At 42.3% G+C, this 13,554-nt stretch carries 12 protein-coding genes and 1 rRNA gene; all 13 read left to right on the top strand.

What is annotated here, in order from left to right; all coding sequences use genetic code 11:
* Positions 1-3 precede the first annotated feature (3 nt).
* Positions 4-573 carry an SMC-Scp complex subunit ScpB gene (gene scpB, locus G628_RS0111995; protein ID WP_026654514.1) on the top strand — a complete coding sequence of 190 codons (570 nt, stop codon included), beginning with the start codon at positions 4-6 and terminating at the stop codon, positions 571-573.
* A gap of 153 nt (positions 574-726) precedes the next feature.
* Positions 727-2,157: an acyl-CoA carboxylase subunit beta gene (locus G628_RS0111990; protein WP_026668123.1), complete on the top strand. Its 1,431-nt coding sequence runs from the start codon at positions 727-729 to the stop codon at positions 2,155-2,157.
* 17 nt (positions 2,158-2,174) lie between these two features.
* Positions 2,175-3,026 carry an OadG family transporter subunit gene (locus tag G628_RS18255; RefSeq protein WP_196803761.1) on the top strand — a complete coding sequence of 284 codons (852 nt, stop codon included), beginning with the start codon at positions 2,175-2,177 and terminating at the stop codon, positions 3,024-3,026.
* A gap of 54 nt (positions 3,027-3,080) precedes the next feature.
* Positions 3,081-3,437 carry a biotin/lipoyl-containing protein gene (locus tag G628_RS0111980; RefSeq protein ID WP_026654517.1) on the top strand — a complete coding sequence of 119 codons (357 nt, stop codon included), beginning with the start codon at positions 3,081-3,083 and terminating at the stop codon, positions 3,435-3,437.
* Between the two features lie 44 nt (positions 3,438-3,481).
* Positions 3,482-4,624 carry a sodium ion-translocating decarboxylase subunit beta gene (locus G628_RS0111975; RefSeq protein WP_026654518.1) on the top strand — a complete coding sequence of 381 codons (1,143 nt, stop codon included), beginning with the start codon at positions 3,482-3,484 and terminating at the stop codon, positions 4,622-4,624.
* 24 nt (positions 4,625-4,648) lie between these two features.
* Positions 4,649-6,061: an oxaloacetate decarboxylase subunit alpha gene (locus G628_RS0111970; protein ID WP_026514277.1), complete on the top strand. Its 1,413-nt coding sequence runs from the start codon at positions 4,649-4,651 to the stop codon at positions 6,059-6,061.
* 93 nt (positions 6,062-6,154) lie between these two features.
* The gene (locus tag G628_RS0111965; RefSeq protein ID WP_026668122.1) at positions 6,155-8,335 is read left to right on the top strand and encodes a glycogen debranching protein; all 2,181 of its coding nucleotides are present in this window, start codon (positions 6,155-6,157) and stop codon (positions 8,333-8,335) included.
* Positions 8,322-8,930: a hypothetical protein gene (locus tag G628_RS0111960; RefSeq protein ID WP_027209232.1), complete on the top strand. Its 609-nt coding sequence runs from the start codon at positions 8,322-8,324 to the stop codon at positions 8,928-8,930. Before G628_RS0111965 ends, G628_RS0111960 begins: the two co-directional genes overlap by 14 nt.
* Positions 8,931-8,948: 18 nt before the next feature.
* A complete protein-coding gene (locus G628_RS0111955) occupies positions 8,949-9,626 on the top strand; it encodes a response regulator transcription factor (RefSeq protein ID WP_026654520.1) in 678 nt (225 codons plus the stop codon).
* The gene (locus G628_RS0111950; RefSeq protein WP_330365488.1) at positions 9,613-11,172 is read left to right on the top strand and encodes an ATP-binding protein; all 1,560 of its coding nucleotides are present in this window, start codon (positions 9,613-9,615) and stop codon (positions 11,170-11,172) included. Before G628_RS0111955 ends, G628_RS0111950 begins: the two co-directional genes overlap by 14 nt.
* A 17-nt stretch (positions 11,173-11,189) precedes the next feature.
* Complete coding sequence (locus tag G628_RS0111945) at positions 11,190-12,098, top strand: hypothetical protein (protein ID WP_034500924.1); 909 nt, start codon at positions 11,190-11,192, stop codon at positions 12,096-12,098.
* A gap of 109 nt (positions 12,099-12,207) precedes the next feature.
* Positions 12,208-13,053, top strand: a complete 846-nt coding sequence (locus G628_RS0111940) for a DegV family protein (protein WP_026654525.1) — start codon at positions 12,208-12,210, stop codon at positions 13,051-13,053.
* A 304-nt stretch (positions 13,054-13,357) separates the two neighbouring features.
* Positions 13,358-13,554: ribosomal RNA gene (locus G628_RS0111935) — 16S ribosomal RNA — on the top strand; the annotation flags it as partial.

Below are 13,554 nucleotides of genomic sequence, written 5' to 3'. Positions count from 1 at the left end.
ACCATGACAAGTAAAGAAGGCGCAGCGATCATAGAAGCAATCCTTTTTACAATGGGAGATTCCGTTGAGATAAGTGCTTTGGCGAAGGCCATGGAAGCGAGTGCAAAAGAGGTCAAAGAGAGCATAGAATATCTCAAGACCAAATATGAAAACGAAGACAGCGGCATCGGTATTATCGAACTTGAGAACGCTGTACAGCTCTGTACCAAAAAAGAGATGTACGAGTACCTTGTAAAAATAGCAAAGACTCCGAGAAAGGCGGTTCTTACCGATTCTCTTATGGAGACACTTTCAATAGTCGCTTACAAACAGCCCATAACAAGGCTTGAAGTGGAGAAGATAAGAGGTGTTAACAGCGATCACGCGGTAAATCGTCTTGTTGAGTTCGGGCTCATTCAGGAGCTCGGAAGACTTGATGCTCCGGGAAGACCGCTTCTCTTTGGAACGACGGAAGAATTCCTTAGAAGTTTCGGCGTAAAGTCGCTTGAGGAGCTGCCTACGGTAGGTGCTGTTCAGGTTGAAGAATTCAAAGCTGAGGCAGAGCAGGAAGTTAATGTCAAGCTGGATATTTGATTTTATAATATAATGTTTTCGGAAAAAGGCAGAAAAAATGCTTTTTTCCTTTTTTTTGACTTTCTTTTTTGCTATACTATATTCTGACTTAAGTTGCGTTCTTTTTCCAAAAGATTAACATAACTTAAATATATTTACGGAGGTTAAAGAAAAATGAGTAGTTCTTCACAAGCGAGTCAAAGAATTATCTCTTTGCTCGACGAAAACAGTTTCGTTGAAATTGGTGCTCTTGTGACAGCCAGAAACACAGATTTCAATCTGAAACAGGAAGAAACACCTTCAGACGGTGTTGTTACCGGCTATGGTGTTATAGACGGTAATCTGGTGTATGTTTATAGTCAGGATGCATCAGTGCTTGGCGGTTCTATAGGTGAGATGCACGCTAAGAAGATCGTTCGCCTGTACGATCTGGCTATCAAGACAGGCTCTCCTGTAATCGGACTTATCGATTCAGCAGGACTTCGTCTTCAGGAGGCAACAGATGCGCTCAACGCATTTGGAGAGATTTATCTTAAGCAGGTGGAGGCTTCGGGCGTTGTTCCTCAGATTACAGCAATCTTCGGATCATGTGGCGGTGGACTTGCACTTATCCCTTCAATCACAGACTTCACATTCATGGAGTCTGAGAAGGCTAAGCTTTTCGTTAATTCACCTAATGCTCTTGAGGGCAACTATAAAGAGAAATGTGATACATCCAGTGCAAAGTGGCAGAGTACTGAGGCAGGCAATGTAGACGTTGTTGCCGACGAAGCTACTGTATATGCACAGATCAGAGAGCTTGTATCTCTTCTTCCTTCAAACAACGAGGACGGAGATTCATACAAGGAGTGCTCTGACGATCTCAACAGAGCATGCGAGAACCTTGACGGTGCTATCGAGGATCCCGCTGTTATTGCAGGTCAGATTGCTGACAACGGTCTTTTCTTTGAGACAAAGAGAGACTATGCAAAAGAGATGGTTACCGGTTTCATAAGACTCAACGGAGCAACTGTTGGACTTGTTGGAAACCGTACAGCTATATATGACGAGAACGGAAAGGCTTCTGAGAAGTTCGATGATAAGCTTACAGCTCATGCATGCGAGAAGGCTGCAGAGTTCGTAAACTTCTGCGATGCTTTTGATCTTCCTGTTCTTACAATCACAAATGCAACAGGATTCGGTTCATCCAAGTGCGATGAGAAGCATGTTGCAAAGGCTGCAGGAAAGCTTGTTTATGCTCTTGCAAATGCTACAGTGCCTAAGGTTAACCTTATTACAGGCAAGGCATTCGGAAGCGCTTATGTGATCATGAATTCTAAGGCAATCGGAGCAGATATCACTATCAGCTGGCCCGGTGCACAGATCGGATCAATGGATGCAAAACTTGCTGCAAAGATTATTTGTGATGGAAAAGATGCAGATACTGTTGCAAAGGCTGCAGCTGATTATGCAGAGCTTCAGAACAATGTTAAGAGTGCTGCTGCGAGAGGATATGTTGATGAGATCATCGAAGCTGCCGATACAAGAAAGTATGTGATCGGTGCTTTTGAGATGCTTTTCACCAAGAGGGATGAACGTCCTGCAAAGAAGCACGGTACAGTATAATGAAGGGAGCGCTCAAAATGAAACGTAAAATTTTAGTTTTGGGAGTGATACTCAGCTGCCTTTTTGGACTCAGTGCTTGCGGTGAAGCTGCAGAAGGCTCCTTGGACAGTTACAGATATCCAAAAGAACTGTTTAAACCTGATTCATTGGAGCAGTATGCAACATATATCGAGGATAAAGTTTTTGAGGGATGGTATCTTAACGATATCACACCCGAAAACTTCGATGAGAAGCAGTATCTTGGCTTGGCAATGGAATTTGATGAGAATAACCTTACCATCAAAAATGTCAATGAAGATGACTTTAATGCTATTAAGTCAGGATATATAAGCTGGTACAAGGCAGTTGAAGAAGTTGGTTTTAACAGTGTTGAGACTCTCAATGATGATATAAAAGTTACCGATGTAAAATACTACATCAACGATGATGATGTTCTTGTTGTAGATGCTACAATTCAGGGAACAAAACATTCCGCGCTTTTGCAGCTCTATATCAACAATGATTTCAGTATTCGTGATGCAGGTGTTACGGTAAACAAGACACTTGGAGAGAAACTTACTAATGCCGGTCTTAATACACTTCTCGGCATGGGAATGGCTTTTGCCATCCTTATTCTCATCTCGCTTATCATCTGTCTTTTCCCTGTTCTTTTCGGAGAGAAGAAGAAAAAAGTAAGCGACAAAGATATTGCAGCAAAGGCAATGGATAACACAATAAGCCAGATCGCCGAGCAGGAAGATCTCTCAGGAGATTCAGAGCTCGTTGCCGTTATCGCCGCTGCGATCGCTGCGTACGAGGGAAGCGGAAGCACAGACGGATTCCGTGTAAGATCGATCAGAAAAGTAAACAATAATTGGAAAAAATTCTAATAATGACATCGGGTACACGGAGACTTGAATCTGTGTCGGATGAAAGGAGAAACAATGAAAAACTATACAATAACCGTAAACGGAAACGTATATGATGTAACAGTAGAAGAAGGCGCAGGAAGCGGAGTAGCTCCTGTAGCTTCAAGTGCACCTAAGGCTCCTGTAGCTCCTGTTAAGAAGGCAAGCGCAGGTGCTGGTTCAATCAAGGTTGAGGCAGGTGCTGCCGGAAAGATCCTTAAGATCAATGCCAGCGTTGGACAGGCTGTAAAGAAGGGCGATACAGTTATCACTCTTGAGTCTATGAAGATGGAGATCCCTATGGTAGCTCCTTCAGACGGAACAGTTGCAAGTATTGATGTTGCAGCAGGCGATTCTGTAGAGGCAGGAACAGTTCTTGCAACTCTTAATTGATGAATCAGAGAAAGTATTATTTTATACAGAAATGAGGATAAAAAATGGATTACATAGTTAAGACATTATCTAATCTCTGGGATCAAACTGCATTTACTTCAATGTCTGTCGGCAACTATGTCATGGTTGTCGTAGCATTGGTTTTTCTGTATCTTGCAATTGCCAAGGGATTTGAGCCATTACTTTTGGTTCCGATTTCGTTTGGTATGCTTCTTGTAAATATCTATCCTGCTATTATGGCTGAGCCTGTTGGCGAGTCTGCAGGTGGATTGTTACATTACTTCTACATCCTTGATGAGTGGGCAATTCTTCCTTCTCTTATTTTCATGGGTGTAGGTGCTATGACGGATTTCGGACCGCTTATTGCAAACCCTATAAGCTTCCTTATGGGTGCAGCTGCACAGTTCGGTATTTTTGCAGCTTACTTTATTGCTATTGCACTTGGTTTCAACGATCAGGCTGCAGCAGCTATTTCAATCATCGGTGGAGCAGACGGCCCTACTTCAATTTTCCTGGCTTCTAAGCTTCATCAGACAGCAATTTTAGGACCTATCGCGGTTGCGGCATATTCATATATGTCACTGGTTCCCATGATCCAGCCGCCTATCATGAAACTTCTTACAACTCAGAAGGAAAGAACAATCAAGATGCAGCAGCTTAGAGAAGTTACTAAGCTTGAGAAGATTCTTTTCCCTGTAGTAGTTACAGTAGTTGTTAGTATGATTCTTCCCACAACAGCTCCTCTTATCGGAATGTTGATGCTTGGAAACATATTCAGAGAGTCAGGCGTTGTTCGTCAGCTCCAGGAGACAGCTTCAAATGCACTTATGTACATTGTAGTTATCCTTCTCGGAACTTCTGTTGGTGCAACAACAAGTGCTGAGGCTTTCCTTAATATGACAACAATCAAGATCGTTATTCTTGGTCTTTGCGCATTCGCTATCGGAACTGCGGCAGGTTGCCTTCTTGGTAAGCTGTTGTGCTTCATTACGAAGGGCAAGATCAATCCGCTTATCGGATCAGCCGGTGTATCAGCCGTTCCGATGGCAGCTCGTGTATCACAGAAAGTTGGTGCAGAATACGATCCTTCCAACTTCCTGCTCATGCATGCAATGGGACCTAACGTTGCCGGTGTTATCGGTACAGCGGTAGTTGCAGGTACATTCATGGCAGTATTTGGAGTATAAATCACAGAAAGGGTGAAAATAGATATGGCAGATATTGAAAAGAAACCAATTCGTATCAATGAGACTGTTCTGCGTGATGCTCATCAGTCACTTATCGCAACAAGAATGCCCACAGAGGTTATGTTGCCTATCATTGATACAATGGATCAGGTTGGATATAACGCAGTAGAGTGCTGGGGTGGTGCAACATTCGATGCTTGCATGAGATTCCTTAAGGAAGATCCCTGGGAGAGACTTCGTAAGTTAAGAGCAGGCTTTAAGAATACAAAGCTTCAGATGCTCCTTCGTGGACAGAACATTCTCGGATACAAGCATTATCCGGATGACGTTGTTGATTACTTCGTTCAGAAGTCAATCGCAAACGGTATTGATATAATCAGAATTTTCGACTGTCTTAACGACCTTAGAAACCTTGAGGCTTCAGTTAAGGCATGTAAGAAAGAGGGCGGACATGCTCAGATCGCTCTTGCATACACACTTGGTGATGCATATACAGAAGAGTACTGGATGAATATCGCTAAGGATATTGAGTCTATGGGTGCAGATTCAATCTGTATCAAGGATATGGCAGGACTTCTTCTTCCTTATGAGGCTGAGAAGCTTGTTAAAGCTCTTAAGAGTGCTACAAAGCTTCCTATCGACCTTCATACACATTACACTTCAGGTGTTGCCAGCATGACATACATGAAGGCAGCTGAGGCCGGTGTTGATATCATCGACTGCGCAATTTCTCCTTTCGCACTCGGAACATCACAGCCTGCTACTGAGGTTATGGTTGAAGCATTCAAGGGACAGCCTTTTGAGACAGGCCTCGATCAGAAGCTTCTTGCTAAGATTGCTGATCATTTCAGACCTTACAGAGAGGAATGCCTTGCAAGCGGACTTATGGATGCCAAGGTTCTTGGTGTTAACATCAAGACTCTTATGTATCAGGTACCCGGCGGAATGCTTTCTAACATGGTTAGCCAGCTCAAAGAGCAGAACGCAAGCGACAAGTACGATACAGTGCTTGAGGAAATCCCTCAGGTTCGTAAGGACTTCGGTGAGCCTCCGCTTGTTACACCTTCTTCACAGATTGTTGGAACACAGGCTGTTATGAACGTTCTTATGGGCGAGAGATACAAGGTTGCTACAGACCAGACAAAGGATCTTCTTGCTGGTGAGTACGGAAAGACAATCAAGCCTTTCAATCCCGAAGTTCAGAAGAAGATCATCGGCGACAGAGAAGTTATCACATGCAGACCTGCAGATAAGCTTGAGCCCGGACTTAAGAAGTTCGAAGAGGACGTTAAGCAGTGGAAGCAGCAGGATGAGGACGTTCTTTCATACGCACTCTTCCCTCAGGTTGCTACAGACTTCTTCAAGTATCGTATGGCACAGCAGACATCGGTTGATGTTGCTGCCGCTGATACAAAGAACGGAGCATATCCTGTTTAATTATTAAAAATTTTAGAGCTATCAGATGTAAATATTTACGTTTGATAGCTCTTTTTAACGCTTATTTAATGAATATTATGGTAAAATTAATGCATGAGTGAATACAGACGGCATAAAAAAAGCAGAAAGTTAATAGATGCCGAAAAAAGGCAGGGTGTTGAACTGAAGGAAAACGAAATTGAACGTCAGTTTATTCCTTTGGATGAGGTTAACGGCTATAAAATAAGGCCCGGCATTGCTGATTTGTATGGGGCAACTATGCTTCCCGGTGGGATTAATTTTACGATTTATTCCAACGGTGCGACATCTATTGCGCTTCTTTTGTATCACAGAAATGATAAGGAGCCTTTTGTGACGATTCCTTTCCCTGAGAGCTACAAGATAGGAAAGGTTTATTCAATGATCGTTTTTGGACTGGACATTGAGAACCTTGAATATTGTTATAGCGTGGATGGGCCTTGGGATCCTGATAAAGGGCTTCTTTTTGACAAGGAAAATACATTGCTCGATCCTTTTGCAAAAGCGGTATCCGGACAGAGAATATGGGGCGAAAACCTCACTTCAGGTACATATAGGGCGAGAGTGGTAAGGCAGAATTTTGCGTGGGATGATGTGTCGAGCCTTGGAACTCCCATGTGCGACACGATAATCTACGAGATGCATGTAAGAGGCTTTACGATGGATGAATCATCAGGCGTAAAGTGTAGAGGAACATTTGAAGGAATTACCGAGAAAGCGGATTATCTCGAAGCACTTGGGATCACGGCTGTTGAACTGATGCCTATTTTTGAGTTTGATGAGACTCGTGATATGCGAGTTGCAAACGGAAGGATACTTCTTGATTATTGGGGATACAATACCACGGCTTTTTTTGCTCCCAATACGAGTTATTCGCATGAAGCCGAGCACAACAAGGAAGGTGTTGAGCTTAAATATATGATAAAAGAGCTCAAGAAGAGGCATATTGAAGTTATCCTTGATGTTGTATTTAACCATACGGCGGAGGGCAATGAATACGGGCCTTTTATCTCGTTTAAAGGCTTTGACAATAATATTTATTATCTGCTTACACCTGACGGAAAGTATTATAATTTTAGCGGATGCGGCAACACTATGAACTGTAATCATCCTATGGTTCAGGAGTATATTGTTTCGTGCCTTCGCTATTGGGTGGAAGAGTACAGAGTTGACGGTTTCAGATTCGATCTTGCAAGTATCCTTGGACGAGATCAGGACGGCGCACCTATGGAGAGACCGCCGCTTATTCAGAGAATTGCTTACGATCCCATCTTGGGAAATGTCAAGCTTATTGCCGAAGCGTGGGATGCCGGCGGAATGTACCAGGTAGGTAGTTTTCCTTCGTGGAAGCGCTGGGCAGAGTGGAACGGTAAGTACAGAGATGACATAAGATCGTATCTTAAAGGCGATATTTGGGCTGCTCCGGAGGCTGTAAAGAGAATTACAGGCTCCATGGATTTGTATGGCGGATCGTATATGGGATATGAGTCCTCTGTTAACTTTATAAATTGTCATGACGGATTTACACTTTACGATCTTTATGCATATAATAACAAGCATAATGAAGATAACGGCTGGAACAATACGGACGGCGCAAACGATAACAGGAGCTGGAATTGCGGATATGAAGGTGATACCGATGATCCCGGCGTTCTTGACCTGCGATTCAGGATGATGCGAAATGCTGTGACTGTTCTTATGTGCAGCCGAGGAACTCCCATGATCTATGCGGGAGATGAATTTGGCAATTCGCAGTTTGGCAATAACAATGCGTATTGTCAGGATAATGAAATATCATGGCTTAACTGGAATCTTCTTGAAAAGAATAAAGCCTTTTTCTCTTTTTACAGGAATATTGTTCAGTTTAGGAGAAAGCATGCGGCGATACGAAAAGACCTTGAGAGAGCTAAATGCGGCTTGCCCTTTGTGTCTGTTCATACAGAGAATCCGGACAACGGAAATATCACAAAGGACTCAAAGGTTATATGCGTGCGTTTTGCCGGCTTTGATGAAAAGAAGGGCCGTGATGACATAGTATATCTTGCGATAAATGCTTATTGGGAAGATATACAGATAATGCTTCCAAATCCGCCAAGTGGTGCGTATTGGGGGCTCTGCGTTGACACAGGAGGCGATGAGGAAGGTAAGTTCTACTTTAACAGACCAAAGCCTCTTACATGGAGAAATAAAACTTTGAAAGCTAGGAGTGTCAGCGTATTCATAGCTTCATACGGAGTTGAATATGGCAATCAATGATGAGCGTACAGATGCAAATTTTATAGTGGGGGGGTATGACTTCTTGTCTGAACTTGATGCTCAGAAGGCGTCTTTGGATCTGTCCAAGATAAAAGTTCTGGAAGAGCGTGTGAAGGCAAGCAGACCCAATGATATAAAGGCTGTATACGAAAAGGCTATAGAGAATAAAATATTTAAGTCCCCTATAGGATGGCAGTATCTTGCAAGACTTAGGGAAAAACTATATGCGAGCGGCTTTTCGGAGGAAGAACTTATTCCTATACCGATACCGGTCAGTCTTACAAGGCATTCTGCTTTTGAAAATCTGTCGATCCAGCAAAGGATCAAACCTGATGTAAGGGACAGCAAAGCAGAATTTAAGAGATTATTCCCATATATTCTAAATATTTTTTTACTGATAATTGTAATTGCAATGTTCATTATCGCATCGACCGGTGACAGCGATAATATTTTGAATTACAAGAGGAATGTGACAAACCGTTACTCTTCGTGGGAGCAGGATCTTACGCAGAGGGAAAAAGTAATTCGTGAAGCAGAAAAAAAACTTGGCATTGAAAGCTCTGAGGGTTATTATGATGATGCGAACAATGACTAGGTTAGGAGGAAAGTCAGAGTGGATGATTTAAAGATTTTGGTTGTTGATGACGAGAGCAGAATGAGAAAGCTTGTCAAAGACTTTTTGATAAAGGATGGCTATATCGTAATTGAGGCCGGTGACGGCCAGCAGGCGCTTGATATTTTTTATGAGGACAAAGAGATTTCTCTTATTATTCTTGATGTTATGATGCCTAACAGAGACGGCTGGGAAGTCTGCAGAGAGATCAGGAAAAATTCCAAGGTGCCCATCATAATGCTTACTGCAAAATCGGAAGAACGCGATGAGCTTCTCGGATTTGAGCTTGGTGTTGATGAATACATATCAAAACCTTTCAGTCCCAAGATTCTTGCAGCCAGAGTTTCGGCTATTTTGCGAAGAGCCAATATTGTGACAACCAACGAAGTAATGGAAGAGGGCGGCATTACAATTAACAAAGTCGCTCACAGCGTTACGGTTGACGGCAAAGATATTGAGCTTAGCTATAAGGAATTCGAACTTTTATCATTCTTCTTCGAGAACAAGGGCGTTGCTCTTTCCAGAGAGAAGATTCTTAATAATGTGTGGAACTATGACTATTTTGGTGACGCACGTACTATCGATACACATGTAAAAAAACTTCGCGGAAAGCTCGGAAATAAGGGCGATATGATAAAGACTATTTGGGGAATGGGTTACAAGTTTGAAACAGACTGAGACTTCTATCGATAAAAAAGTGAAGACACATTCCGTGCGCGCAGAGATCAGTGCAGTATTCATTTTAACGATGCTGGTGACCTTTGGATTGTGGTTTATCATAAACGTTATTTTTCTTGAGCGATTCTATGTGCAAAAGAAAAAAGAGAATATTATCGAAGCTTATGAGCTTGTTGTGAGCGCCATAGCCGATGACAATATTGAATCTTTTGAATTTGAGCGCAACATGCGCCTTATTTGTGAAAGATATAATATTGATATGGTAGTTTGTGATAATGAAACAAAGGTTATCAAGAGCGTTTCGAGCAACAGCCAGCTGGTCAATGTCCTGGTTGATTGTTTGATGCAGTCTATGAAACCTGCGCCTATCAAAAAAACGGTCGAAGAAGACCATTTTGTGTTGAGTCAGGGGACTTACGACGGAAACGGATACACTCTTCAGAAGAGTATAGATAACGGTAACAACAGCGAATATATCGACATTTGGGGAACGGCAAAAAGGGCCGACGGCATAAATCTAAATGTCGTTTTCATTCGTTCGAAAATGGAGAGTATCGAAGACAGCGTTGCAATCTCCAATAAATTCATGGCATATGTCGGTGTTGTCGCACTTTGTATCGGCTCAATGCTTGTTCTTATTATATCCAAGAAAGTTACGGCTCCGATCAAGAAGCTATATCTTATTTCCGATGAGATGAAAAAGCTTAATTTTGAAGCCAAGTACGAAAATAACAGTGATTATAAAAATGAGATAGATGTTCTCGGGAAGAATATGAATGAACTGTCCGAAACGCTTGAAACATCTATCAAAGATCTTAAGAATGCCAATATCGCACTCAAGCATGATATTGCCAAGAAGGAACAAATAGATGAGATGCGAAAGGAATTTCTTTCGAACGTATCTCATGAACTTAAGACTCCCATTGCACTTATTCAAGGGTATGCCGAGGGTCTTAAGGAAGGCATAAACGATGATGAGGAGAACAGGAATTTTTACTGTGAAGTTATCATGGATGAGGCATCCAAGATGAATATTATGGTAAAAAAGCTCCTTACGCTCAACCAGCTTGAGTTTGGTAACGACAGTGCGAATATGGAGCGCTTTGATATAGTTGAGATGGTGAAGAACTATATCAGATCTGCAGATCTTTTGGCTAAACAGAAGGACGTAACCGTAAAGTTTGGCGAATATCATCCGATATTTGTATGGGGAGATGAGTTCAAGATCGAAGAAGTTCTCCAAAATTATTACAGTAACGCGATCAATCATGTTAGCGGTGATAAAATAATAGAGATAAAGCTTGTTCACAAAGACGGCAAAGTCAGAGTATCCGTATTTAACACGGGAGAACCTATTCCGAAGGAAAATATCGATTTTATCTGGGATAAGTTCTATAAGGTTGATAAAGCCAGAACAAGAGAATACGGCGGAAGCGGTGTGGGCCTTTCCATTGTTAAAGCAATAATGGAAAGCATGCAGCAGGACTACGGCGTGATCAACTACGCGAACGGCGTTGAGTTCTATTTTGAACTTGAAACTAAATGACAAAAGAGGATGACTTTATGCGTTTGAAAAAGTATTTTGTGCCGGCATTTATGATAGGAATGGTTATGGCTCTGACCGGATGCGGGGAAGCGTTTCCTTCGCTCACGGCTGAAGAATACGACCAGACTGTTGAATATGCCGTAGGTCTATTAATGAAATACTCAAGGAACGAACAGGCTAAGCTTACGTATGTTGATGTGAATTATGAGAAAAAGCGCAGGGAAGCTAAGGCTATGGAACTTGCCAAAGCTGAGGAAAACAGTTCACATTTAACACCCGGTCCTTATCAGAATGAGTATGAGGATGACGAAATAAGCGCAGATGTATCATCTTCCGGAAGTGAAGCTTCTACCGGTGCAAGCGATACTGATGAAGCGGGCAAAGACAGCAGTTCATCGGAAAGTTCTGAAGAAAGTTCAAAGGAGAGTTCCGAAAACGCTTCTAAGGACAAATCCGAGGAAGGCTCAAAGAGCACTTCTTCAGGCGCGGGTGAAACCGGTACGATAACCCTTTCTGCCGATAATACACAGGAAATACTGAATGACATCTTTTTGTCCTATCAGGGATATTCCGTTTCGAGTACATATCCTGAGAGTTCCAAGAGCTATGTTATTAACGCGGATAAGGGCAAAAAACTACTTGTTCTGAGGTTTGACCTCTATAATGCGTCTAATTCCGCAAAAGACGTAAATATGCTCAAATTGGATCTTTTATTCCAGATAATACTAAACGGTAAGAATATAGGCTATTCTTCGGTTACATTCTTGCCAAATGACCTTACTTCATACGTTGGAACGATAGATTCCAGGGCGCATGAGAGCCTTGCCATACTTACGCAGATCGATGAAAAAAATGCATCCAATGTCGATACTCTGGGACTTATTATGACAAAGGACGGTAAGGATCAGAAAATCAATTTAAGATAAGCAACATATTTATGAACGCGTTACGGCGGCACTTTTTCGTAATGAAAGGTGCCGCTTTTTGAATTCGACAGGAACTAAACAATAAAACAACTTACGACAGGAGAGGGATATGATCAGAATAGTTTCAGACAGCACATGTGATCTTTCAAAAGAAATCGTTGATAAGTATGGGATAGTTATAGTGCCCTTGTATGTAAGGCTCGGTAATGAGGAAAAGAAAGACGGAGTAGATATCACTCCCGAAGAGATATACAAGTGGTCGAATGAAACAGGAGAGACGCCAAAGACCGCAGCTCCTTCGGTTTCGGATTATATGAATGTATTTAGCGATAATTCGGAGGATGAGTATATTGTCTTTACGATATCCGCGTCTATGTCCGCAAGCAACAACAATTGCAGGCTTGCAGTCCGAGAACTTGAAATTGAAGACAGGGTGAAAATAATTGATTCGGCTAATCTTTCTACAGGAATCGGGCTTTTGGTCATGGAAGCCGTGGATCAAGCCAATATGGGAAAAAATCTCTCGGAGATTGCAGAGTATATTGAAGAAGTGAAGGGCAGAGTCAGAGCCAGCTTCGTTATAGAAACCCTTACTTTCCTGCACAGGGGAGGAAGGTGTTCGGGGATTGCCGCTCTTTTGGGAAACACGCTTAAACTACATCCCAAGATCGTTGTGTCCGGTGGCACTATGAGACCCGACAAGAAGTATAGGGGAAGCGCAGATAAGTGCATCATGAATTATGTTAAAGACATGGAAGATGAGCTTAGGAAGGCGAAAAAAGACAGAGTTTTTATCACGCATTCAGGCTGTGACAGGGATAAAGTAGAGGAAGTACGAAGTTTTTTGGAAAAATTAGGAATTTTCCTTGACATAATTGAGACGCGAGCCGGAAGCGTCGTCTCATCCCACTGCGGCCCAGGAACCATGGGCGTTCTGTTTATTGTTGAGTCATGAAGCACTCACGAGAAGTGACGTTTTTATGTTAGATGCGTTTACGTAATGCAGAAAATGTCATTTTTTCGCAAAAAAAATTGAAAAAAGGTGTTGACATTAAATATAGCGGGTGATATATTTATATTCGTTGCTGATGCAGACAACACTGCAAACGCAGTACTGGAGCGGGTTTCAGGCTCCTTGTACCTTGACAAATAAACAGTAATGCAACCCTGAAAGATTCCAAGAGAATAATTCAGAAAAAATGTAAATTAACGGACAGAACGAAAAGCCAAGCTTAAGTTCTTAGCCGGATTAAACTTTTAAACGTGAGAGTTCGATCCTGGCTCAGGATGAACGCTGGCGGCGTGCCTAACACATGCAAGTCGAACGGAGATTTAACGCTGATGAAGCTTCGGCAGATTCTTGTTAAATCTTAGTGGCGGACGGGTGAGTAACGCGTGGGCAACCTGCCTCATACTGGGGGATAACAGCTGGAAACGACTGTTAATACCGCATAAG

It is taken from the genome of Butyrivibrio hungatei NK4A153 (genome assembly GCF_000424465.1).
Classification (GTDB): domain Bacteria; phylum Bacillota; class Clostridia; order Lachnospirales; family Lachnospiraceae; genus Butyrivibrio; species Butyrivibrio hungatei_A.
This window is presented reverse-complemented; position numbering and strand designations above follow the sequence as displayed.

What these genes read in the sequence shown, in the direction of transcription:
- G628_RS0111990 (WP_026668123.1), top strand. Translation starts at nt 727, where the DNA reads ATGAGTAGTTCTTCACAAGCGAGTCAAAGAATTATCTCTTTGCTCGAC.
- G628_RS0111965 (WP_026668122.1), top strand. Translation starts at nt 6,155, where the DNA reads ATGAGTGAATACAGACGGCATAAAAAAAGCAGAAAGTTAATAGATGCC.
- G628_RS0111960 (WP_027209232.1), top strand. Translation starts at nt 8,322, where the DNA reads ATGGCAATCAATGATGAGCGTACAGATGCAAATTTTATAGTGGGGGGG.
- G628_RS18255 (WP_196803761.1), top strand. Translation starts at nt 2,175, where the DNA reads ATGAAACGTAAAATTTTAGTTTTGGGAGTGATACTCAGCTGCCTTTTT.
- G628_RS0111975 (WP_026654518.1), top strand. Translation starts at nt 3,482, where the DNA reads ATGGATTACATAGTTAAGACATTATCTAATCTCTGGGATCAAACTGCA.
- G628_RS0111940 (WP_026654525.1), top strand. Translation starts at nt 12,208, where the DNA reads ATGATCAGAATAGTTTCAGACAGCACATGTGATCTTTCAAAAGAAATC.
- scpB (WP_026654514.1), top strand. Translation starts at nt 4, where the DNA reads ATGACAAGTAAAGAAGGCGCAGCGATCATAGAAGCAATCCTTTTTACA.
- G628_RS0111970 (WP_026514277.1), top strand. Translation starts at nt 4,649, where the DNA reads ATGGCAGATATTGAAAAGAAACCAATTCGTATCAATGAGACTGTTCTG.
- G628_RS0111945 (WP_034500924.1), top strand. Translation starts at nt 11,190, where the DNA reads ATGCGTTTGAAAAAGTATTTTGTGCCGGCATTTATGATAGGAATGGTT.
- G628_RS0111980 (WP_026654517.1), top strand. Translation starts at nt 3,081, where the DNA reads ATGAAAAACTATACAATAACCGTAAACGGAAACGTATATGATGTAACA.